Annotated in this window: 21 protein-coding genes; 15 read left to right on the forward strand and 6 right to left on the reverse strand. The window is 68.2% G+C overall.

The window, feature by feature from the left end; all coding sequences use genetic code 11:
• Positions 1 to 80 precede the first annotated feature (80 nt).
• Entirely contained in the window at positions 81 to 4,025 is a 3,945-nt protein-coding gene (hrpA, locus tag MNR00_RS05325; RefSeq protein ID WP_241928129.1) for an ATP-dependent RNA helicase HrpA, read from the reverse strand.
• A 61-nt stretch (positions 4,026 to 4,086) separates the two neighbouring features.
• Here hrpA and MNR00_RS05330 point away from each other — a divergent pair, with 61 nt between their 5' ends.
• The 10 genes from MNR00_RS05330 (at position 4,087) to MNR00_RS05375 (ending at position 12,753) form a co-directional block, all read left to right on the forward strand.
• Positions 4,087 to 5,178, forward strand: a complete 1,092-nt coding sequence (locus tag MNR00_RS05330) for a heparan-alpha-glucosaminide N-acetyltransferase domain-containing protein (RefSeq protein WP_241928130.1) — start codon at positions 4,087 to 4,089, stop codon at positions 5,176 to 5,178.
• A gap of 66 nt (positions 5,179 to 5,244) precedes the next feature.
• Positions 5,245 to 6,048 carry a CPBP family intramembrane glutamic endopeptidase gene (locus MNR00_RS05335; protein WP_241928131.1) on the forward strand — a complete coding sequence of 268 codons (804 nt, stop codon included), beginning with the start codon at positions 5,245 to 5,247 and terminating at the stop codon, positions 6,046 to 6,048.
• A 1-nt stretch (position 6,049) separates the two neighbouring features.
• Complete coding sequence (locus MNR00_RS05340; RefSeq protein WP_241928132.1) at positions 6,050 to 6,772, forward strand: hypothetical protein; 723 nt, start codon at positions 6,050 to 6,052, stop codon at positions 6,770 to 6,772.
• The gene (locus tag MNR00_RS05345) at positions 6,759 to 7,055 is read left to right on the forward strand and encodes a transcriptional regulator (RefSeq protein WP_241928133.1); all 297 of its coding nucleotides are present in this window, start codon (positions 6,759 to 6,761) and stop codon (positions 7,053 to 7,055) included. Before MNR00_RS05340 ends, MNR00_RS05345 begins: the two co-directional genes overlap by 14 nt.
• Positions 7,056 to 7,109: 54 nt before the next feature.
• Positions 7,110 to 7,946 carry an aldo/keto reductase gene (locus tag MNR00_RS05350; protein ID WP_241928134.1) on the forward strand — a complete coding sequence of 279 codons (837 nt, stop codon included), beginning with the start codon at positions 7,110 to 7,112 and terminating at the stop codon, positions 7,944 to 7,946.
• Positions 7,947 to 7,991: 45 nt separating this feature from the next.
• The gene (locus tag MNR00_RS05355) at positions 7,992 to 9,779 is read left to right on the forward strand and encodes a DUF255 domain-containing protein (RefSeq protein ID WP_241928135.1); all 1,788 of its coding nucleotides are present in this window, start codon (positions 7,992 to 7,994) and stop codon (positions 9,777 to 9,779) included.
• On the forward strand, positions 9,779 to 10,417 hold the full coding sequence (locus MNR00_RS05360; RefSeq protein ID WP_241928136.1) for a GyrI-like domain-containing protein: 639 nt from the start codon (positions 9,779 to 9,781) through the stop codon (positions 10,415 to 10,417). The genes MNR00_RS05355 and MNR00_RS05360 overlap by 1 nt, the downstream gene beginning before the upstream one ends.
• A 54-nt stretch (positions 10,418 to 10,471) precedes the next feature.
• Positions 10,472 to 11,404 (forward strand): hypothetical protein, encoded by a 933-nt coding sequence (locus tag MNR00_RS05365; RefSeq protein WP_241928137.1) that lies wholly within the window; start codon positions 10,472 to 10,474, stop codon positions 11,402 to 11,404.
• Positions 11,401 to 11,748, forward strand: coding sequence for a GntR family transcriptional regulator (locus MNR00_RS05370; protein WP_241928138.1), 348 nt, complete (start codon positions 11,401 to 11,403; stop codon positions 11,746 to 11,748). The genes MNR00_RS05365 and MNR00_RS05370 overlap by 4 nt, the downstream gene beginning before the upstream one ends.
• 81 nt (positions 11,749 to 11,829) lie before the next feature.
• The gene (locus tag MNR00_RS05375; RefSeq protein WP_241928139.1) at positions 11,830 to 12,753 is read left to right on the forward strand and encodes a DUF808 family protein; all 924 of its coding nucleotides are present in this window, start codon (positions 11,830 to 11,832) and stop codon (positions 12,751 to 12,753) included.
• Between the two features lie 43 nt (positions 12,754 to 12,796).
• On the opposite strand, the gene MNR00_RS05380 is transcribed toward MNR00_RS05375, so the two are convergent.
• Genes MNR00_RS05380 through MNR00_RS05390 form a run of 3 tightly spaced genes read right to left on the reverse strand, consistent with a single transcriptional unit; the run spans position 12,797 to position 15,596 of the window.
• Positions 12,797 to 13,015, reverse strand: coding sequence for a hypothetical protein (locus MNR00_RS05380; RefSeq protein WP_241928140.1), 219 nt, complete (start codon positions 13,013 to 13,015; stop codon positions 12,797 to 12,799).
• Positions 13,016 to 13,052: 37 nt separating this feature from the next.
• Positions 13,053 to 14,600, reverse strand: coding sequence for a phospholipid carrier-dependent glycosyltransferase (locus MNR00_RS05385; protein ID WP_241928141.1), 1,548 nt, complete (start codon positions 14,598 to 14,600; stop codon positions 13,053 to 13,055).
• A 9-nt stretch (positions 14,601 to 14,609) separates the two neighbouring features.
• On the reverse strand, positions 14,610 to 15,596 hold the full coding sequence (locus MNR00_RS05390) for a magnesium transporter CorA family protein (protein WP_241928142.1): 987 nt from the start codon (positions 15,594 to 15,596) through the stop codon (positions 14,610 to 14,612).
• Positions 15,597 to 15,618: 22 nt separating this feature from the next.
• Here MNR00_RS05390 and rsmI point away from each other — a divergent pair, with 22 nt between their 5' ends.
• Both rsmI and MNR00_RS05400 read left to right on the forward strand, forming a co-directional pair.
• Positions 15,619 to 16,434, forward strand: coding sequence for a 16S rRNA (cytidine(1402)-2'-O)-methyltransferase (gene rsmI / locus MNR00_RS05395; protein WP_241928143.1), 816 nt, complete (start codon positions 15,619 to 15,621; stop codon positions 16,432 to 16,434).
• Between the two features lie 135 nt (positions 16,435 to 16,569).
• Positions 16,570 to 17,196, forward strand: a complete 627-nt coding sequence (locus tag MNR00_RS05400; RefSeq protein ID WP_241928144.1) for a class I SAM-dependent methyltransferase — start codon at positions 16,570 to 16,572, stop codon at positions 17,194 to 17,196.
• A gap of 187 nt (positions 17,197 to 17,383) precedes the next feature.
• Here MNR00_RS05400 and MNR00_RS05405 read toward each other — a convergent pair whose 3' ends face one another.
• A complete protein-coding gene (locus MNR00_RS05405) occupies positions 17,384 to 17,941 on the reverse strand; it encodes a hypothetical protein (protein ID WP_241928145.1) in 558 nt (185 codons plus the stop codon).
• A 156-nt stretch (positions 17,942 to 18,097) separates the two neighbouring features.
• Between MNR00_RS05405 and metG the strand changes: the two genes are divergently transcribed.
• The 3 genes from metG to MNR00_RS05420 are packed head-to-tail and all read left to right on the forward strand — an operon-like array spanning position 18,098 to position 21,188.
• Positions 18,098 to 19,690 (forward strand): methionine--tRNA ligase, encoded by a 1,593-nt coding sequence (gene metG / locus MNR00_RS05410; protein ID WP_241928146.1) that lies wholly within the window; start codon positions 18,098 to 18,100, stop codon positions 19,688 to 19,690.
• Between the two features lie 10 nt (positions 19,691 to 19,700).
• Positions 19,701 to 20,579 (forward strand): TatD family hydrolase, encoded by an 879-nt coding sequence (locus tag MNR00_RS05415; protein ID WP_241928147.1) that lies wholly within the window; start codon positions 19,701 to 19,703, stop codon positions 20,577 to 20,579.
• Between the two features lie 24 nt (positions 20,580 to 20,603).
• On the forward strand, positions 20,604 to 21,188 hold the full coding sequence (locus MNR00_RS05420; protein WP_241928148.1) for a GNAT family protein: 585 nt from the start codon (positions 20,604 to 20,606) through the stop codon (positions 21,186 to 21,188).
• A gap of 9 nt (positions 21,189 to 21,197) precedes the next feature.
• Here MNR00_RS05420 and MNR00_RS05425 read toward each other — a convergent pair whose 3' ends face one another.
• Positions 21,198 to 22,454: an MFS transporter gene (locus tag MNR00_RS05425; protein WP_241928762.1), complete on the reverse strand. Its 1,257-nt coding sequence runs from the start codon at positions 22,452 to 22,454 to the stop codon at positions 21,198 to 21,200.
• Positions 22,455 to 22,531 lie beyond the last annotated feature (77 nt).

Raw genomic sequence — 22,531 nt, forward strand, 5'->3', positions numbered from 1 at the left:
AGCATCGGGCCTCGGGTTTCGGCGTTTCGACACTTCGTCTCGCTGCACTCGATCAGCGCACCGCTCGCACTGTCGCTCGCTCAACGACCGGGCGAAGAGGCGAGCGCCTTCATGATCCGCTGCGGTGAGACCGGCTGCGCGGTGCCGAGGCGCTGCGCGAACACGCTGACGCGATACTCCTCGAGCAGCCAGCGCACCTCGACGAGCTGCGCCGGTGCGCCTGCCGTCAGGGGGATCGTGCCGCCGGCATCCTCAAACGCCTTCGCCATCCGCTCGTATTCGGTCATGCGCGTGCGGTCCTTGCCGGGTTCGCTGGCCAGCGTCTTCAGGCGATCCAGCATCCCGTCCAGGTAGCGGGGGAGATGTGCCAGACGGTCCACCCCGGTCGCAGAGATGAATCCGGGATGGATGAGCCCCGACAGCTGAGAGCGGATGTCGTTCAGTGGGCCGAGCAGCGAGAGCGAGTTCTGCGACTTGATGCCGCGCTCGACGTCACGGCTCTTGGTGAGGATGCGGGCGACCAGCGACACGCACGCGAACAGCTGGTCGACGAGCTCGCTGTCGACAGCATCCCGTACCCGCTGGAACTCGTCCCGGCCGCGGATCACCCCGTCCGGAACCTGCTTCTCGATCAGCGCACGCACGACGGCGGTGCGGGCATCCTCGATCAGTGCGGCCACGTTCTGGTACGGCGACGCGGCGAGGGCGAGCTTCTCGGGGGAGGTGAGGTGGCTCTGCACATACGAGGCGGGGGATGGCACATTCAGCAGCACCAGGCGCAGCACCCCATCGCGGATGGCCGCAGTCGCAGCATCCGCCGTCGCCTCCAGCCGCACCGACACCGACGTGCCGCGGTCGACGATCGCGGGGTAGCCGCGCACGACACCGCCGGCGACCTTCGTGTCGAGCACGGCGGGCAGGTCGTCGAAGCTCCAGTCGGTCAGGCCGTCGCGTTCGATCGGGCCTCGGGTCGATGCGGCGGCGACGGCGGCAGCATCCGGTCTGCGCCCGCCCTTCGCGGACTCGGGTCGCGCCAGCGAGCGCGTGACGCTCTGCCGAGACCGATCCGACAGCTTCTGCTGCAGCTCGGCGAGGTGACGGGCTGAGCCGGCCACGCGCCCGCGTTCGTCGACCGCACGGAAGTTCATCAGCAGATGCCCCGGCACGCGGTCGTCGTCGAAGTCCGCGTCCGAGACGGGCTGGTTCGCGAGTGGCTGGATCAGCTTCGCCAGCGCTTCCTTCAGTGACCGCTCCGGCACCCCGGCGTGACGCTCAGGGCCGTCGGCGGCGACTTCGGCACCGAACTTCTCCGCCCAGTCCGCGGCAGGCACGACGTGACGGCGGATCGCCTTCGGCAGCGCGCGCAGCAGCGCGGTGATCAGCTCGGCACGCAGACCAGGCACCTGCCAGTCGAAGCCCGTGTCGCGGATCTGCTGCAGCAGTGCAAGCGGCATCACGACGCTGACTCCGTCATCCTCGGCACCTGGCTCGAAGCGATAGGCGAGGCCGAGTACCTGATCTTCCTGCGTCCATCGCGTGGGGAACTCGCTCTGGTCGGCACGCTCATCGTCCTCGATCAGATCGCTCTCGCGCATCACGAGCAGCTTCGGCGTCGTCGTCAGCGCCTCGCGCCACCATTTCTCGAACGAGCGCACGTCGAAGACATCCTTCGGGATGCGCTCGTCGTAGAAGGCGAACACCGCCTCGTCCCCGGCGAGGATGTCGCGGCGACGCTCGCGCTCCTCGAGCTTCTCGAGCCGCTTTCGCAGCTCGGCGTTCGCGCGCCAGAACGCACTGACCCGCTTGTCGATCCGGCTGGGATCCCACTCGCCGTCGACCAGTGCGTGCCGCAGGAACAGCTCTCGCGCGCCCGCCCGATCGATCCGCGCGAACTGCACGCGGCGGCGGGGGATGATCTCCACGCCGAACAGCGTCACCTTCTCGAAGGCGACCGCCGCCCCGGCATCCTTCGACCAGTGCGGCTCCGAGACCTGCCGCTTCGCGAGGTCGCCGGCGAGAGCCTCCGCCCAGGCGGGGTCGATCGCGGCGACCGTGCGCGCGAAGGTGCGTGAGGTCTCGACGATCTCGGCCGCCATCACCGCTTGCGGAGATTTCTTGCGCAGGCCGGAACCAGGGAAGATCGAGAAGCGGATGCCCCTGGCGCCGCGATACTCGGTGATGCGGCGCTTCTGGTCCTTCGACGGGGTCTTGTTCACGCCCTTCGCGGCGGTGCGCTCGTCGAGGATGCCGATCTGCGAGAGCAGGCCGGCCAGGATCGCCCGATGGATGGCATCCGGGTCCGTCGCGCCCTCGCCCCGGTCGTTCGTCTTCGGCACCTTCACCAGCGTGCGCAGCTGCCGGTGCACGTCGAACCACTCCCGGACTCGCACGTAGTTGAGGTGCTCGCTGCGGCACATCCGCCGGAACGCGCTCGACCCCAGTTCGCGCTGCTGCTCGCGCAGATGGTTCCAGAGATTCAGCAGCGTGAGGAAGTCACTGGTCGGGTCCACGAAGCGGGCGTGCGCGCGCTCGGCAGCATCCCGTACCGACTGGGGTGCGTCGGCGCTGGGGCGCTCTCGCACATCCTGGATCGACAGACCGGCGACGATCGGCATGACATCCGCCGAGACCTGCGATCCGGCGCGGGCGGCCTCCACCAGCATCCGGGCGAAGCGGGGATCCATCGGCATCCGCGAGATCTCGCGGCCGATCTTGGTGAGCCGCGGCTCCGCCCCGCGAGTGACGTCGACCGCGCCGATCTCGGTGAGCAGGTCGAACGCCGCCTTCACTCCGCGGGAATCCGGGGGAGTGAGGAAGGGGAATGCGGTGATGTCGCCGAAGCCGAGCGAGAGCATCTGCAGCACGACCGAGGCGAGCGAGGTGCGCAGCACCTCCGGCTCGGTGAACTCCGCTCTCTTGTCGAAGTCCTCTTCGCTGTACAGGCGGATCGCGATGCCGTCGCTGGTTCGGCCGGCGCGACCCGATCGCTGATTCGCGGATGCCTGCGACACGGCCTCGATGGGCAGGCGCTGCACCTTGGATCGGGCGCTGTACCGCGAGATGCGCGCGGTGCCGGTGTCGATGACGTACTTGATGCCGGGAACGGTGAGGCTCGTCTCGGCGACGTTGGTGGCCAGGATCACCCGGCGGCGGACTCCGGCGACCTTCGACGGCTCGAACACGCGGTGCTGCTCGGCGGCCGACAGTCGGCCGTACAACGGCAGCACCTCGACGGGAGCGGTGGATGACCGGTACGCACCCCGCACTGCCTCGGCGGCGTCGCGGATCTCCGCCTCACCTGGCAGGAAGACCAGCACATCGCCGGCGGGTTCCCGATCGAGCTCGCGCAGCGCCGTGACGATCGCCGAGACCTCGTCCTCGGGCTCTTTGCCCTTGGCATCCGCCTCTTCTTCGGCGTCATCGACGAGCGCCCGGTACCGGATCTCGACGGGATACGTGCGGCCGGACACCTCGATGATCGGGGCGGGTTCGCCTGCAGCATCCGCGAAGTGCGCCGCGAAGCTCTGCGGATCGATCGTCGCCGAGGTGATGATCACCTTCAGGTCTGGGCGCTCCGGCAGGATCCGCCGCAGATAGCCGAGCAGGAAGTCGACGTTCAGCGAGCGCTCGTGCGCCTCGTCGATGATGATCGTGTCGTAGCGCCGCAGCAGCCGGTCACGGTGGATCTCATTGAGCAGAATGCCATCGGTCATCAGCGCGATGCGCGTGGCGTCCGACACCTGATCGGTGAACCGCACCTTGTACCCGACGAGGTCGCCGAGTGGGACGTGCAGCTCTTCGGCGACGCGCTCGGCGATCGTGCGCGCTGCGAGCCGGCGCGGCTGGGTGTGCGCGATCTTCTCGCGGCCGAGTTCGAGGCAGATCTTCGGCAGCTGTGTCGTCTTGCCGGAGCCGGTGGCGCCGGCGACGATGACGACCTGATTGTCGCGGATGGCATCGGCGATCTCCTCGCGCGCCGCGCTGACGGGCAGCTCGGGCGGAAAGGTGATGACCGGCGTTGACATAGCCCTCCATCGTATTCCGATTCGGTCCTTGCTCGATCCGCTCTCTGTCTAGGATCGGCTCATGACGTCCGACGACGCGTTCTCCTCGTGGTGGCGCTCGTTCGGGCGGCCGCCGCGGGTGATGGGGCTCGACATCGCCCGTGCCGTCGCCATCATCGGCATGATGGGCGCGCACGTCGCGGGGATCGAAGACCGATTCGCGCTGTTCGACCCGTCGAGCTGGGCCGGGATCGTGCACGGCTATCCATCGCTGACCTTCGCCCTGCTGGCAGGGTTCTCGGTGACGCTGATGACGAGGCGCGGGCAGATCCCCGAGGCGCAGATCGCAGCGGTGCGGCTCCGGATGCTGGGACGCGGCGCCACGATCTTCGTGATCGGTGTGCTGCTCGAGGCTCTGAGCACGTCCATCGCGATCATCCTCACTCTCTACGGGGTGCTGTACCTCGTGCTCATTCCCGTGCTGCGGTGGCGCAGCTCGTCGCTCATCATGCTGGCGGTGCCCCTCGGCCTGCTCGGACCAGTGCTGCTGGCCGCACTCGCGCCGCTGCCCGATGACGCGATGGGTCCTGTGCTGGAGTTCCTGCTTCGGGGCTCGTATCCGATCACGGTGTGGCTGTTCTTCGCCCTGATCGGGATGGCGCTGGGTCGGCTGCAGCTGCTGCACATGACGACGGCGTTCTGGTTCACGGGGGCGGGGCTCGTTCTGCTGGTTGTTGCGCATGCGCTGGCGGCCATGCCGGTGCGGGATCGGATGCTGCATGCGGCGGTGTTCGACCTGGAGCCGCACTCGGGGTCGATCCTCGAGCTGCTGGCTGCACTCGGCATGGGATTGCTGGTGACCGGCGGCAGCCTGCTGCTGGCGCGTCCGCTGCGCTGGCCATTGCTGCCCGTGGCTGCGCTGGGGTCTATGCCGCTGAGCGCATACACCGCCCACGTCGTGTCGTACTTCGCGATGGCGGGGCCGGAGGGGTGGCTGGCGTCGCCTGACATCCTGCTCTGGTCGACAGTCATCCTGTTCGCTGCCACCACCCTGTGGTCGATCCTGATCGGGCGCGGCCCACTGGAGACTCTCGTCGCGCGCGTCGGGGACGCTGCCACGCTCATGCGCGCCAGGCACGACGGAGACGGTCGCATGGAGCCGACTGGCCGTTGACCCACAGTGGCCTCTTGCTCGCAGGTGGCCATTGACAGCCAAAGTGGTTTGCGTTACAAAGTAACCATGGTCGCGACGACGAGAACCACACCGGAGAGGGGCGATCTGCCTGTGCGCCCGGGCCTGGTCACCACAGGCTGGGCCGTCGGTCTGCCGCTGCTGCGGATCGCTCTGGTCGCGATCGCCTCGATGCTGGTGTGGCTGATAGCTGGAGCCCAGCCCGACGCCTTCCCTCCGTCGCCACTGCTGTCGTCGATCGCGATGCTGCCGGTCAACATCATCTGCCTGCTGCTCGTGATGCGCCTGGTGCGCCGTGAGGGTGGCAGTGTGCGGGCGATGTTGGGGTGGCAGACTGACCGCATCTGGCGGGATCTGGCCTGGGGGCTGCTCTGGCTGGCGGTGATGTACCTGCCGTTCGTCGGCGTGATGATCGGCATCATGGCCTTGAGATTCGGGCCAGACCTGTTCGACTCCTTCGAGACGGTGTTCGTCAGCGGTGCGCTGCCGGATCTTCCGCTGGGAGTGTGGGGCGTGCTCGGCGCCATCTCGGCGCTCACCTTCGCGCCGCTGAACGCGCCGGCCGAGGAGCTCGTCTACCGCGGCTACGCGCAGGGGCGGCTCGCGCGCCGTCTGCCGCAGGCGCTGGCCATCGCGATTCCGGCGATGCTGTTCGGCATCCAGCACATCTGGTACGCGCCGACGCCGGATGCGGTGCTCATCTTCGTCTGCTGCTTCACCATCTGGGGACTGATCTCCGGTCTCATCTATCGCTGGCAGGGTCGGCTGATGCCGCTGGTGTTCGCGCACGGCCTGGTCAACCTCGCCTTCACCCTGCCCGCACTGTTCATCCCCTTCATGATCGGAGCCTGACATGACCATCCCGGATGACTCGTCGCAGAACGAGGCCCCTTTGAGTGACGATTCCCCCTTGGTCGACGATGCGCCCCTGTCCCCCGCGCAGATGCTCGCTCTCGCCGAAGGGCAGCAGCGTCAGGTGGCCGCCCGCACGGCGGCGTTCGTGCCTTGGCTCCTCGCGGCCTGGGGCGTCGCGTGGCTGGTCGGCTTCGTGGTGCTGTGGCTGGACGCGGGGCGGCATCCAGAGGATCCAGTTCCCACTCTCGCCGCCGGCTTCACATTCGCAGCCCTCCTCATCGCCGCTGGCGTTCTGTCGACGGTGCTCGGTGCACGGTCGGGCAGGGGGCTGCGAGGCACGAAGCAGTCCGCGTTCACCGGCATCGTGTACGGCAACACCTGGTGGCTCGGAAGCATCGCGATCTGGGTGATCGGGCAGGGGCTGGTCCAGCACGGCATGCGCGACGCTCTGCTGGTCACGTTCTACCCGAGCGCGTTCATCCTCTTCGCCGGCGTCATGTACCTGGCGGCCGGACTCATCTGGCCTGCCGCCCCGATGCTCGTGCTCGGCATCTGGTCGGTCATTCTCGCCGCCGTGGGCGCCGTGCTCCCGCATCCGACGGCATTCCTCGTCTACGGCATAGCGGGAGGCGGCGCGTTTCTCGCCGTGGCAGCGTGGGCAGCGTGGTGGCAGCACAGCGAGCGGCGCCGCCTCGGGATCGCCGGGGATGACCGTGGCTGAACTGGATCCGGTCATTCACGCACAGGCGCGTCTGCGGATCGTTGCGGCGCTGGCGACGATCGACGCGGCGGATCAGATCACGTTCCCCCGACTGCAGGAACTGCTCGACATGACAGCGGGCAACCTCTCCACGCACCTCCGCAAACTCGAGGATGCGGCCTACGTCGCTGTCGAGAAGACGCACAAGGGGCGCACGCCCGTCACCTACATCGCGCTGACCACCACAGGTCGGCGTGCATTCGAGGATTACACCGCTCAACTGCGGGCACTGCTGGGCGGATGAACGCCCATGACAGCATCCGATGCGCCCTGTCATGACAACCTCTAGGCTGAGGGCATGACCATCCCCACTCTCGAACTGAACGACGGCAACACGATTCCCCAGCTCGGCTACGGCGTCTTCCTGGTGCCGGCCGATGAGGCCGAGCGCGCGGTCAGCGACGCGCTCGAGGTCGGCTACCGCCACATCGACACGGCGGCGATCTACAAGAACGAAGAGGGCGTCGGCGCCGCCATCGCGAAGAGCGGTATCCCGCGCGACGAGCTGTTCATCACCACGAAGCTGTGGAACGACCGCCACGACGGCGACGAGCCGCGTGCCGCGATCGCTGAGAGCCTCGACAAGCTCGGCCTCGAGCAGGTCGACCTCTACCTGACCCACTGGCCGACGCCGGCCAAGGACAACTATGTGCACGCGTTCGCCAAGCTCATCGAGCTGCGCGAGGCCGGTCTGACCAAGAGCATCGGCGTCTCGAACCACCTCGTCGCGCACCTCGAGCGCGTGGCGGCAGAGACCGGTGTCGTGCCAGCCGTGAACCAGATCGAGCTGCACCCCGCCTACCAGCAGCGTGCCGAGGTCGCCTGGGGTGCCGAGCACGGCATGCTCACCGAGGCGTGGGGCCCGCTCGGTCAGGGCAAGTACGACCTGTTCGGCACGGCGCCCATCGCCGAGGCCGCTGCTGCGCACGGCGCCACGCCCGCTCAGGTGGTGCTGCGCTGGCACCTGCAGAAGGGCATCATCGTCTTCCCGAAGTCGGTGCGCATCGAGCGCATGCGCGAGAACCTCGACGTGTTCGGCTTCGAACTGTCGGATGCTGAGATCGCCGCCATCGATGGGCTCGACCCGCTGGACGGCTCGGGCCGCGTCGGCACGCACCCGAACGAATTCAACTGATCGCCAGTCCCCCCGGCCGGTTGTCGTCACGAGTAGCGTGAAGGCATGACCAACCGGCTGGCGGGGACTCTCAGTCCGTACCTGCGCGCACACGCCGAGAATCCGGTCGACTGGCATCCGTGGGGCGCCGACGCATTCGACGAGGCGACGCAGCGCGATGTGCCGCTGCTCATCTCGATCGGGTACTCCACCTGTCATTGGTGCCACGTCATGGCGCGCGAATCGTTCTCGGACGCCGCGACGGCAGCGCAGATCAACGCCGGTTTCGTGCCCGTGAAGATCGATCGCGAAGAGCATCCCGACGTCGACGCGGCCTTCATGTCGGCGGCGTCCGCGTTCACGCAGAGCCTCGGCTGGCCGCTGACGGTCTTCACGACGCCGGACGGTCGCGCGTTCTACGCCGGCACGTATTTCCCGCCGGCCGCGCGCGGCGGCCTGCCCTCCTTCCGCGACGTGCTCACCGCCGTGACCGAGGCGTGGACCCAGCGGCGCGGCGACGTGATCGAATCATCGGATGCTGTCGCCGGCGCCCTGCGCGAGGCGGCCGCCCGCACACCCTCGCCCCTGCCGGATGATGCTGCTCTGCGCGCAGCCGCGGCGAAGATCCTCGAGCGCGAGGACCGGCTCTTCGGCGGATTCGGCGGAGCGCCGAAGTTCCCGATGGCGACGACGCTGCGGTTGCTGCAGCATCCGATCGCCGCTGGATCGGATGCCGTCGCCCGGGCACTCACCGCGATGGCCGGATCCGAACTGCGCGACGACGTCGACGGCGGATTCTTCCGCTACGCGACCCAGCGCGACTGGACCGTGCCGCACTACGAGCGGATGCTGACTGACAACGCGCAACTGCTCGAGTCCGCGCTCGACGCTGACCGTGACGACATCGTCCGCGGCATCGCGGGATTCCTGCTCGGCGTGCTGCGGCGCGATGGCGGCGGATTCGGCGCCGCCCAGGACTCGGAGTCGTGGATCGACGGTGAGCGCAATGAGGGCGGGTACTACCGCCGCGAGGCGGCCGGCCGCGCAGGTCTCGATCCGCCGGCCGTCGACGGCAAGGTGCTCACCGGGTGGAACGGCCTCGCCATCGGTGCGCTCGCCCGTGCCGGCGCGCGCCTGGGGGAGCAGGCGTGGGTGGATGCTGCGGCAGCGGCAGCATCCGACGTCCTCGCCACCAACCGCGACGCGCACGGCGCGCTGGTGCGCTCGTCGCTCGACGGCGCGGCGTCCGACGCCGTCGCCACCAGAGCGGACATCGGCCTGCTCGCCGAGGGGCTGTTCGCTCTGGCGCTGGCATCGGGGGACCCGGCTTGGGCGACGCGGGCGCTCGCCGTCTTGCACGCCGACGTGCAGCCCGATCCGGTGCTGGCCACCTACGGAATCCCGGCGGGTGCTGATGAGAGCGACGGCGATCTGCCCTCAGGGACGGCGGCGCTGGCGTCCGCTCATCTCACCGCGTGGCGCCTGGGTGCCGGCGACACGCACCGTGAGCGCGCCGAGGCGCTGACTGCGGGGCTGATCGGCAGGGCTCTCGCGCAGCCGCTCGCCTTCGGTGCGGTCCTGCGAGTCGCAGCCGGGCTCGCCGAGGCTCCACGGCAGGTCATCGCCGTGGCATCCGATCGCACCGGCGCGCTCGCCGCGGCGGCGCTGGCCGCCGACGCCGACGTCGTCGCTGCCGTCACTCCGGCGCAGGCGCGCGAGTTCTCGGATGCCGGGTTCGCACTCTTCGATGAGAAGGACGCCACTGATGGTGTCGTCTACGATTGCCGGGCGTTCGTGTGCCTGCTGCCGGTGTCGGAGCCCGCCGAAGTGCGGCGTGAACGGGGAGAGGGCTGATGGCGAAGGTCGATCTCAAGAAGACGCTCGACGCGTACCAGGCGAAGCGGGGCGAGTTCCGTGTCGTCGAGGTGCCAGAGATGACGTACCTGATGGTCGACGGGCGGGGCGATCCGAACACCTCGCCGGCGTACACCGCGGCGCTGGAAGCGCTGTATCCCGTCGCGTACGCGCTGAAATTCGCCAGTGCGCGCGAGCTGGATCGCGACTACGTCGTGCCACCGCTGGAGGGACTGTGGTGGGCAGACGACATGACCTCATTCACCTCGGCGCGCGACAAGTCGCAGTGGCATTGGACCATGATGCTGATGGCGCCGGAGTGGGTTCCTGCGGCGATGGTGAGCGCCGCCGTGGCGAAGGTCGCGGCGAAGAAGGACGCGCCTGCGCGGCTGGACGAGGTGCGGCTCGAGTCGCTGACCGAGGGACTGTGCGTGCAGACGCTGCATCTCGGGTCGTTCGACGACGAGGCGCCGGTGCTCGCGCAGATGCATGACGAGTTCATCCCGGATGCCGGGCTGGAGCTCACCGGAAGGCACCACGAGATCTACTTCAGCGACTTCCGGCGCGTGGCGCCCGAGAAGCTGCGCACGCTGCTGCGGCAGCCAGTGCGGAAGATCGGTCCTGTGTCACCTGCTTGATACACCACGCGACTTCTGTGTACCATCACATCAGTACACGAAGGAGGTCGTCTCATGGCTGGTCCAGCAATCATTCTCTACGCACTGCTCGTCATCGGTGCGGTCGTCGTGGTGTGGCTGATCACCCGTCGTCGTCGCACAGCAGAGCTTCCGTACCTCTCGGGAGGCGAGGCGAGGCGCGCGCCGGTGATCACCGCCGCACGGCGCCGGGCGCTCATCGCCGTGCTGTTCGCGGTCGTGGTGTTCCTGGTCGGCGCCATCGCCGCGGTGTCGATCCCGAACCTGCTCGGGATGCCACTGGCGGTTGCGCCGCTGATCGCCGGCGCGGCGGGGCTGCTGCTGTACGCGGCGACTCCGCCCCGCAGCGTCGAGGTGCCCGACGATCAGCCCCGCACGGCCGGACTCGCCAGACGATCGTGGCTGACCGTCATCCCCGGCGGCTGGCTGCACGCGTCTGTGGAGATCCTGGTCATCTTCGTCGCTGTCATCGTGTTCTGCGGTCTCACTGCGGACGTCGACGAGCAGGGCCGCTCCAGGGCCATCCGATTCGATGCCGTCGATCAGTCGTCCACGGCGTCTCCGTACCCCGGATGGTTCTACGGCGTCCCCGCGCTCATCGCCCTCGCCGTGCTGGTGGTGGCGACGATCGTCGCGCTGCAGCGGATCGGCGCGACTGCGGCGTTCCCACACCCCGACGACGTCGACGCCGACACGCAATGGCGCCGCGCCTCGGCATCCGTCGTGCTCTCCCTCTCGACGGGAGCGGTGCTGTTCCCGCTCGGCGGCATCTCGATGACCGCCGGATTCGCCATGAACAACGCGATCATCGAGAGAGCGACGCCCGTCGTCTGGGACGTCATCGCCGACGTGCTGGTGATCATGGGCATCCTCTCGCTCGTCCTCAGCGTCGTCGCGGTGACGCTGGCCGCCCTCACTGCCTTCACGATCGGCGACAGCGTCGCGCGCGTCGAGAAGGCACGGCGATGATCACCGTCGATCCGGGCAGCGCGCTCGCGCCGTTCGAGCAGATCCGCGTGCAGCTCGCCGACAGCATCCGATCAGGTGAACTCGGCGACGGGCATCGGCTGCCATCCATCCGCCAGCTCGCCGGCGACCTGCGGGTGGCCGCGGGAACCGTCGCCAAGGCCTACGCACTGCTCGAAGACGAGGGACTCGTGCAGACCAGTCGCGCGTCGGGCACACGCGTGAGCGCGGGGCAGGCGCATTCGGATGCAGTGCATGAGGCGGCCCGGGTGTTCGCGGCGGCGGCGGACGGGCTCTCCCTGGAGCAGGCGCTCGGCGCCGTCCGCGCGGTCTGGGCCGCGCGCTGAGTCACACGCGCGATACGCGCGCCCAGTAGTCTTATCGCCTGCGGCGCGCTTCTTCTTCTTGCGCCGCGGGGAAGGATCCAGATGTCGGTTGGTCTGTTGGCGGTCGTCGACGATATTCTCAGCGCCGCGATGAAGGCATCGGCGAAGGCTGCGGGTGTCGTGATCGACGATGCCGCGGTCACGCCCCAGTACGTGCAGGGGCTCACACCGGCACGCGAGCTGCCGGTCGTCGGCAAGATCGCACTCGGATCGATCGGCAACAAGTTCCTCATCATCATCCCCATCGCGCTGCTGCTGACCGCCTTCGCGCCGTGGGCGCTGCCATATCTGCTGATCATCGGCGGCACGTACCTGTGCTTCGAGGGCGCCGAGAAGGTGCTCGAGTGGTTCGGATTCGGGCACGGGCACGCCGATGAAGGCGCGCGCGATGAGAACCGGCTGATCTGGGGAGCGATCCGCACCGACCTCATCCTCTCCACCGAGATCATGCTCATCTCGCTCGCGAGCCTCGACAAGGACTTGGGGCTGTGGCAGACGCTCGGCGTGCTCGCGGTGATCGCGGTGATGATGACGGTCGTCGTCTACGGGGCGGTGGCGCTGCTGGTGAAGATCGACGACGTCGGACTGAAGATGGCGAAGAACCCGGTGCGCCGCGTGCGGCACACCGGCACGCGCATCGTGCGGTCGATGCCGACCGTGTTCCGCGTGATCAGCGTCATCGGCACCGTCGCGATGCTCTGGGTCGGTGGGCACCTGGTCGTCGTCAACCTCGGTGAGGTGGGCCTGCACTGGCTGGCCGACCTGCTGCACGGCGTCGAAGACCTTCTGGCCGCGTTCGGCGGCTTCGTCGTGTGGCTCGGCGGCACCGCGCTGTCGGCGGTGGTCGGCCTGATCGTGGGTCTGATCGTGGTCGGGGTGGTGCTCGGCATCGGTCGGATGCTGGGCAAGAAGCCCAGCTTCGACGAGGGCCACCGCACGGAGAAGGTGGGCGCGGAGGCGCACTGAGCGTGCCGATCTGGCGCCCGCTGCGTCGGGCCCGGGTCTCGCTTCAGTTCTGATTGCGGGGATGCCCGCGCGCCGTGCGCTCATTGCCGCGTCGGTAGTTGCCGGTCAGGCGCGCCATCAGCAGCTGTGGGTCCTCGGACTGCACGCGGGCGAGGAAGTCCGTCGCCTTCGCGCCGCGGAGGGTGGCGGCTCGAATGCCGTGATGCAGGATCACGACGTCGTCGCCTCTGACGATGTGCTCGAAGCCATGTGGTGCGGGCATCCGTCCATTCTGCCGGAGGCATCCGGTGACGGGCGGGTCAGATCCAGCCGGGCAGCCAGTTGTGGATGAGCCAGAAGTCGTAGGGCACGCTCATGCCGGTCCACACCGGGTAGAAGAACGCCGAGACCAGCACTGTCGCCACCAGGAAGACCGCGACGGTGCGCTGCCCGGCCTGTCGGCGGTGCAGCGGTCTGTCTGCATGCCCGGCCAACTCGCGCAGGGCGATTGCGAGCGCGATCACCAGGAACGGCACCATCACGACCGTGTAGAACTGGAAGATCGTGCGGTTCGGCACCAGCAGCCACGGCACGTAGGTCGCCAGCAGCCCCACCAGCGGGTAAGTGAACATCGGACCCACCGGGGCGCGCTCGATCAGCCCGCGCACGAAGCGGTACAGCAGGTAGAGGCACGCGGCGACGCCGCCGTACCAGATCAGCGGGTTCGGCACCGAGGAGATCACCGCGATGCAGTGGTCCGTTCCGCACGGAGCAGGATCGTCGCCGACCCAGATCGCCGTCGGACGCAGCAGCAGCGGCCACTGCCAGGCCGGGCTCGCATAGGGGTGCGGGCTGGCCAGCCCGACGTGGAAGTTCAGCATCGACTCGTGGTAGTTCCACAGCGCGATCAGCGGGTTCGGGTTCGCGCCGCGGTCGTAGCCGCCGGCGGTGACCAGCCAGCCCGTCCACGACACCAGGTACGTCACGAGTGCCGGGCCGACGAGCAGTACGAAGGACGCCAGGCCCTGACGGAACACGGCATCCGTCGGCCACAGCACGATCCCTGCCCGGCGCCGCGCGAGCCCGTCGGTGATGACGACATACAGACCGAGCGCCGCGAGTGCGTACAGACCCGACCACTTCACCGCCGAGGCCGCGCCCAGCGCGATGCCCGCAGCGATCAGCCACGGCCGCGCCCACAGCACCGGACCGAGCATGCGCTGCTCGTCGGCGGGGTTCTCGACCAGGGGAATCGTGCGCCGCCGGTCCAGCAGCACGAACAGGAACCCCAGCACGATGAAGAAGGTCAGGATGCCGTCCAGCAGGGCGATCCGGCTCAACACGATCGCCACGCCGTCGACCGCCAGCATGGCGCCCGCGATCGTCGCGACGGTGCGCGAGCGGGTCAGCTGCAGCGCGATCAGATAGACCACCAGCACTGTGAGCGATCCGAGCAGGGCTGTCGTGAGCCGCCAGCCGAAGCTCGACCCTGGCCCCATCAGCGCCATGCCGAGACCGATGATCCACTTGCCAAGAGGGGGATGGACCACATACGAGCCCTCGGTCTGCAGCGCCGAGTCATCGCCCCCGGGCAGCTGCGTGTTCGCGTCGTCGCCCCACTTGCCCTCGTAGCCGAGGTTCCACAGCGACCAGGCGTCCTTGACGTAGTAGGTCTCGTCGAACATGATCTCGTGCGGGTGGGCGAGGTTCGTCAGGCGCAGCACCGCCGCCACCAGTGTCACCAGCGTGGGCGCCAGCCAAGACAGCATCCGCGATCTGGCAGCATCCGCCACCACCGCGTTGCGCATGCGCTCCCACGCCGTCGCGCGCGCCTGTGGAGGCGGCAGCAGCGAGTCTGTCGAGGTCACCCGATCAGCCTAGGCGGCTCCGGCGTCCGAGCCCGTCCAGCCGCGGCGTCGGAACCACAACCACATCAGGCCGGCCGAGAGCGCCATGGTTCCGAGGCCCAGCCCGATGAACGACCACGGACCGACCAGAACGCGCGAGACCAGCCATCCGAAGTTCATGCCGAAGAACCCAGTCAAGAAGGTCAGCGGCAGGAAGATCGACGCGATGATCGCGAGCTGCTTCGAGGTCTCTCCCTGACGATTCGCGACCGTCGACAGGTAGAGATCCGTGCAGCCCGACACCATCTCGTGGTACGAGTCGAGCTCATCGGTGATGCGGATGAGATGGTCGTAGATGTCGCGGAAGTAGTCGTGGCTGTCCGGCTCGAGCCCGGCGAGATCCGCGATCACCTCGATCTCCCGGCCGAAGACGTCCCGCATCGGGACGACCGCGCGACGCAGCTTCATCAGCAGTCGCTTCAGACGGAATGTCGCATCCAGCTCCGCCCGGCCGGCGCCCGCGACGATGGCATCCTCGAGCGCGCTGATCTCCTCGTCGAGGTCGGCGAGGATCGGGAAGTAGCTGTCGATGATGACGTCGAGGATCTTGTAGACGTAGTACCGCTCCGACTTCGGCACGTTGGAACTCGCCAGCAGGGTCTTCACATGCTGCAGGTCCTGGAACCGCTTGCCGTGCACAGTGATGATGAAGTCGCCGCTGAGATGACAGTGCACCTCGGCGAGTGGATGCTTGTTCTCCCGCTCAGGGTGCACCTCGACGCCCGCGCGCAGCACCAGCAGCGCGGTGTCGCCGTAGACGTCGAGCTTGGGGCGCTGTCCGAGGTTGACGCTGTCTTCGACGGCGAGCGGATGCAGGCCGAGCAGCCCGCCGAGGTGCTCCAGCTGCTCCTGCGTCGGTGAGACGAGATCGAGCCAGAAGAACTCGTGTCGATCCTTCAGGCGGCGGATCTCGTCGTCGTCGATCGAGTCCAGGATCCGGATTGCTGGTGCGCTCACGGGCCCAGCCTAAGCTGGTCGGGTGATCATCCTCGCGGCCACTCCGATCGGCAATCTCGGCGATGCCTCGCGCAGACTCATCGAGGTGCTCGAGAACGCCGAGATCGTCGCCGCAGAAGACACTCGCACCACCCAGCGGCTGCTCAAGGCTCTGCAGATCGAGAACCGCCCTCGGCTGATCGCCCTGCACGATCACAACGAGAAGCACAAGGCGGCCGAGCTGGCAGCGCTCGCCGCCGAGCAGGATGTCGTCGTCGTCAGCGACGCGGGGATGCCCGCCGTCAGCGACCCCGGTTACGGCGTCGTCGCCGCGGCGATCGAGGCAGGCGTCACGGTCACCGCGATCCCCGGCCCCAGTGCCGTGCTGATGGCGCTCGCGATCTCGGGGATGCCCACCGACCGGTTCACCTTCGAGGGCTTCCTGCCGCGCAAGCCGGGGGAGCGTCGCCAGGAGCTTCGGATGCTGGCATCCGAGCCCCGCACCATGATCTTCTTCGAATCACCATCCCGGCTCGCCTCTTCGCTGGCCGACATGGGCGGCGCCTTCGGCGCCGAGCGTCGGATCGCCGTGTGCCGTGAGCTCACGAAGCTGTACGAAGAGGTGCGTCGCGGCACGGCCGACGAGCTCGTCGCCTGGGCCGAGCAGGGTGTGAAGGGCGAGATCGTGGTCGTGGTCGAGGGCGCGGCTCCCGTCTCGGTGTCTGCGGAGGATGCCCTGGCGCAGGTGCAGGCCCTCGTGGCATCCGGAACCCGCCTGAAGGACGCCACCGCCGAGGTCGCCGCCGCCACCGGCCTCAGCTCGCGGGACCTCTACCAGGCCGCCCTCGCCGCCCGCTGATGGCCGGCCGGCCCGTGCCCTCCACCCCAGCACCTGGCTCGTCGAGAGCACGACACCTCGCCGAGTGCACGACTTCTTCACGCCAACAACCCGTGCAATCGGCAGGAACCCGTGCACTCGGCGAATGAGTGCGGCGTGACGGATGCGCGCGTCGGCGCTGCCTACGACACCAGGGCCGCGGAGTACATCGCGCTCGCCGGAGACCTCGAGCAGATGGCGGCGGAAGACCGGGCGGTGATCGCCGCGTGGCGGGACGCCACGCCGGGTCGTCTGCTGGATGCCGGCTGCGGGCCAGGGCACTGGACGCAGTTCCTGCACGAGCGCTTCCTGCACGGCGGACACCGCGATGTGCTGGGCGTGGATCTGTCCGAGCAGTTCATCGTGCACGCGCGGTCGACCTATTCGGAGATCGAGTTTCTCGAGGGCTCGTTCGCCACACTGCCTGTGCCGGATGCGTCGCTCGGAGGCATCCTGGCCTGGTACTCGCTGATCCACACTCCGCCCGAGGACCTGTCCGCGATATTCGCCGAGTTCGCTCGCGTGGTCGCACCGGGCGGCAGCATCCTCATCGGCTTCTTCGACGGCACCCCGCGCGAGCCCTTCGCCCACGCGGTCGCACCCGCATACTTCTGGTCCACGGATGCCCTCGCCGAGCTCCTCGGCGCTGCAGGCTTCACGCCGACAGCATCCGAGCGCCGCCCGCGCGCCGAAGGCGAGATCAGCGTCCGCCCACATGCCTCGCTGACGGCCACCCGCCGCTGACGCACCGCTCGTCGCCAGCCTCCTGCGCGTACGCTTCGCGCGGATTTGTACGCCAAACGCGGACCGATCGTCACGTTCCATCCGTGCGAAGCGCACATTCCCGCGCGAAGCGCACACCGTCCCCACTCACACCTGACCCACGACGGCACGCGGCTGTAGCTGGCGCTTGCCGGCCGCTGGGAAGGGATCAGTCGGCGTGAGGCACCCACACGACGCTAGGGTCGGGGCGGAGGATGAGAACGTCGCCAGGCTCGATCCCCTTGAAGGCAGGGCGAGACCGCATCGGCTCCAGGCCGCCGTTGTAGCTGATGACGTCGTAGTAGTCCGAGAAGCAGAAGCGCTCATAGACCAGCTCGTAGACGTCACCGGCGGCGACGGTGTAACTGACGACTTCGCCCGCTTCGTTGAGGTTGACGGTGCCCTGCGCAAACGCACGCGGGCCGAGGTCGACCAGCTCGCCCTCGAACAGCCCGGTGATGGGACCGCCGTCCGGGTTGAAGCCGTTGCCGCCGTTCTTGCCGTCTTGCATGAGCGAGATGGACGGACGCGCCGACGAGCACGGGTCTTCGGGCGTCTCGGACGGGACCGGCTTGGGCGTGGGGGTCGCGGACGGCTTCAGGTTCGGGGGTGCGGTCTTCTGTACCTGAACAGCCATCGGCGGCGCTGCTGCGGTGCATCCGGCGAGCGCGGTCGCGGTGAAGGCGATCGCGGCGAGCGCGGTGACGTGCTTGACCCTAGGGAGCATGACCTGATCGTCGCATCTACCCGGGTGGAACGCCAGCGGGCAGGCAGAGCTCGGTGCTGCCTCACGCAGAGACGCAGACGAAGCAAGAATCGGAGAGGAGAGAAGCGGATAGTCACGAAGCCAAACACCGTCCGCTTCCCGCCTAGAATCGACAGCATGCCCGCAGGCGATTCCTTCTACATCACCACGCCCATCTACTACCCCTCCGATGTGCCGCACATCGGCCACGGGTACACGACGGTGGCCGTCGACACGCTGTCGCGCTGGCACCGCCAGGCAGGTGATGACACCTGGATGCTCACCGGAACCGACGAGCACGGCCAGAAGATGCTCCGCGCCGCTGCGGCGAACAACGTCACTCCGCAGGAGTGGGTCGACCGGCTGGTCGGCGAGAGCTGGTTCCCGCTGCTGAAGACGCTCGACGTCGCCAACGACGATTTCATCCGCACAACGCAGGAGCGGCATGAGACCAACGTGCAGGTGTTCTTCCAGAAGCTGTACGACGCGGGCTACATCTACGCCGGCGAGTACGAGGCGCTGTACTGCGTGGGCTGTGAGGAGTTCAAGCCCGAGTCCGAGATCGTCGACGGCACCGGACCCTTCGAGGGGCTGAAGGTCTGCGCGATCCACTCCAAGCCGCTGGAGCTGCTGCAGGAGAAGAACTACTTCTTCAAGCTCAGCGAGTTCCAGGACCGTCTGCTCGAGCTCTACAAGACCGAGCCCGACTTCGTGCGCCCCGACTCGGCGCGCAACGAGGTCATCTCGTTCGTCAGCCAGGGCCTGAAGGATCTCTCCATCTCGCGCTCGACCTTCGACTGGGGCATCCCGCTGCCGTGGGACGAGTCGCATGTCATCTACGTGTGGGTCGACGCGCTGCTGAACTACGCCACCGCCGTCGGCTACGGCGCCGATGAGGCCGAGTTCGCGCGCCGCTGGCCGGCGTACCACGTGGTCGGCAAGGACATCCTGCGCTTCCACGCCGTGATCTGGCCGGCCATGCTGATGGCCGCAGGCGTCGATGTGCCCAAGGGCGTCTTCGCACACGGCTGGCTGCTGGTCGGCGGCGAGAAGATGTCGAAGTCGAAGCTCACCGGCATCGCGCCGACCGAGATCACTGACGTGTTCGGCTCGGACGCGTACCGCTACTACTTCCTGTCGGCGATCGCGTTCGGCCAGGACGGCTCGTTCTCGTGGGAGGACCTGTCGGCCCGCTACCAGGCCGAGCTCGCGAACGGCTTCGGCAACCTCGCCTCGCGTACCGTCGCGATGATCGAGAAGTACTTCGACGGCGTCGTTCCCGCTGCCGCCGAGTACACCGAGCGCGACCTCGAGATCCAGAAGACCGTTGCGGATGCCGCGACGGCGGCGGATGCTGCCATCGAGCAGTTCCGGATCGATGAGGCCATCGACGCGATCTGGAAGATCGTCGACGAGCTGAACCACTACATCACCGAGAACGAGCCGTGGGCACTGGCCAAGCAGGCAGACAGCGGTGACGAGGCTCAGCGTGACCGCCTCGGCACCGTGCTGTACACCTGCGCCGAGGGCCTGCGCGCCCTCGCTGTGCTGCTCTCGCCGGTGATGCCGCAGTCGACCGCGAAGCTGTGGGATGCCCTCGGCGTCGAAGGCTCGCTGGGTGCGCTCACGGCGCAGCCGATCCGCGAGGCCGGTGGTTGGGGTGCGCTGAAGTCCGGCACGCAGGTCTCGAAGCTCGCGCCGCTGTTCCCGCGGGTGGAGCAGACCGCCTGAGCGCGCGGATATGAGCGAGAAGTACGTTCAGGCGCGCTCCACTGACGGACGCAAGGATCTGCGGTATCCGGCGGCTCCAGAGCCGCTGGCCGTCCCCGTCTACGACAACCACGCGCACCTCGAGATCACTGACGGCGTCGAACCGCTCACCTTGAAGGAGCAGCTCGATCGCGCGGCGGAGGTCGGCATCGCCGGCGTCGTGCAGGCCTCAGGTGACATCGAGTCGTCTCGCTGGGCGGTGGATGCTGCAGCATCCGACTCCCGCGTGCTCGCGGCCGTCGCGATCCACCCCAACGATGCGCCGGCGTATGCGTCGGAGGGTCGCCTCGACGAGGCGATCGCGGTGATCGACGAGCTTGCGGCACATCCGCGCACCCGCGCGATCGGCGAGACAGGATTGGACTACTTCCGCACCGACGAACCTGGGCGCCCCGAGCAGCACGAGTCGTTCGAGGCGCACATCGCACTCGCCAAGAAGCACGGCATCGCCATGCAGATCCACGACCGCGATGCGCACGACGACGTCCTCGAGACCTTGCGGCGCGTCGGTGCGCCCGAGCGCACGGTGTTCCACTGCTTCTCGGGCGATGAGCAGATGGCGAGGATCGCGGGCGATGCCGGGTACTACCTCTCGTTTGCCGGCAACGTCACGTTCAAGAACGCCCAGAACCTGCGCGACGCGCTTGCCGTGACGCCGCGCGATCGCATCCTCGTCGAGACGGATGCCCCGTTCCTCACGCCCGCGCCGCTGCGCGGCCGCCCCAACGCGCCGTACCTGGTTCCCATCACCGTGCGGTTCATGGCCGCCGAGCTCGGCATGGACGTGGACGAGCTGAGCACGCAGCTCGCCGTCAACACCCTGGCGGTCTACGGCGAGTTCAGCGACTGACACGGTCGCCGCTACTCTGGCCGGGTGCGCTTTCTCGATGAGATCACCCTGCAAGACGACTTCGTGCGGCTCGAGCCGCTGAATCCCGCGCACGAGGAAGACCTCGCGCGCGCCGCGGCGACGCTCTCGCACGCCTGGTACACCTCGGTTCCGGATAGCGCGGGCGTGCCGGCAGAGATCCAGCGGCGACTCGCACTTCGCGATTCGGGCATGATGAACCCCTTCGCGGTGCGGCGGCTGTCGACCGGCGAGGTCGTCGGGATGACGACGTACTGCAACGTCGATCAGCCCAACCGCCGCGTCGAGATCGGCTACACCTGGCTCGGCGCCGGTGCGCACGGAACCGAGGTCAATCCGGCGATGAAGCGACTCATGCTCGCGCATGCCTTCGACGCCTGCGACGCGATCGCAGTGGTCTTCATGACGCACTTCCACAATCGGCAGTCGCGCGCGGCAATCGAACGCCTCGGCGCCAAGCTCGACGGTGTGCTGCGCAACCATCGGATCATGTCGGACGGGTCACTGCGCGACACCGTCGCCTACTCGCTGCTCCCGCATGAGTGGCCGGCAGCGCGCAACGCGCTGGATGCGCGGCTGGCGCGCTATTGAGCGCGCCTTCTACCGAGCCGTGTCCGGCGTGCCGCCGGGCTGCGTCTGGATCGATCCGGTCTCGGTCAGCACCGGCTTCGCGTTCACGATGTGCGAGATCGGCTTCCACACCAGCACCAGGGTGATCGCCGCGCCGACGAACGCGAACCACCACGGGGCGGTGAGACCCCACACCTCGGCGATAACGCCGCCGAGTGCCTGGCCGATGACCATGCCGCCGAACACGCCCACCATGTTCACCGAGGCGATGCGCCCCTGCAGCTCCTGCGGCACCAGGCGCTGGCGGACCGTGGTCGAGATCGTGCCCCAGATGAACGCGTAGAAGCCGAAGAACAGCATGATCACCAGCGCCACCCAGCCGATCGTGGTGAGCGCGAACGCGAGGTGCATCAGCACCTCGAGCGACAGGCAGACGCGCATCATCGTCGCGAACGAGATGTGCCGCTCCAGCCACCCGAAGCTGAATGTGGCCAGCAGGCCACCGGCGGCGGATGCCGTCGTCAGTGCTCCGAAGCCGACGGCGCCCATGTTCAGATGCTCGGTCGCGTACAGCACCAGCACGCCCCAGGGCGCGGCCCAGGTGATGTTGAAGAGCAGGATGATCGCCACCAGCATCCGCACAGGCGGATTGCGCCACAGCCAGCGGATGCCCTCGGCGATGTCGGTGTGCACGGCGGGCTTCTTGTCGGCGCCTTCGCGCGGCGGCACCGGCGTCGCCGCCATCCGCGACACGAGCACGATCGCCATCACGACGCAGAGCACCTCGAGCAGGAACGGCCACGCCGCTCCTGCCGCGAACAGGAACGCGCCGAGCGGGGGCCCTGCGAACTGGTTCGCCACCAGATAACCCGCCTGCAGCCGAGCGTTGCCGACGCCGAGATCAGCGGGCTTGACGAGCATGGGCAGCAGGGTGCTGGCCGCGGTGTCGACGAACACCTCGGCGGTGCCGTACAGGAAGGCGACCGCGAGGACGATCCAGATGTTCGCGGTGCCGGTGAGCAGGAAGACGACGAGGGCCGTGAGCACGATGGCGCGTCCGGCATTGGCGAACATGACCAGCCGGCGGCGATCGAAGCGGTCGGCGATGGCACCGGCATGCAGGCCGAACAGCAGCCAGGGGAGGAACTGCATGACGGCGCCGGAGGCCACCAGGATCGGCGAGGAGGTCATCGACGCGATCAGCAGAGGAGCAGCCGCCAGGGCGACGCCGTCGCCGATGTTGCTGGTCCACGAGGACGCCAGCAGCCAGCGGAAGTCGCGCCCCATGCGGCGCGGCGCGATGAGCTCTCCCAATGAAGTCACCCGGTCGATCTTAGGGTCAGCCACCGACATACGCGAGAATG

The organism is Microbacterium sp. H1-D42 (assembly GCF_022637555.1).
Lineage (GTDB): Bacteria > Actinomycetota > Actinomycetes > Actinomycetales > Microbacteriaceae > Microbacterium.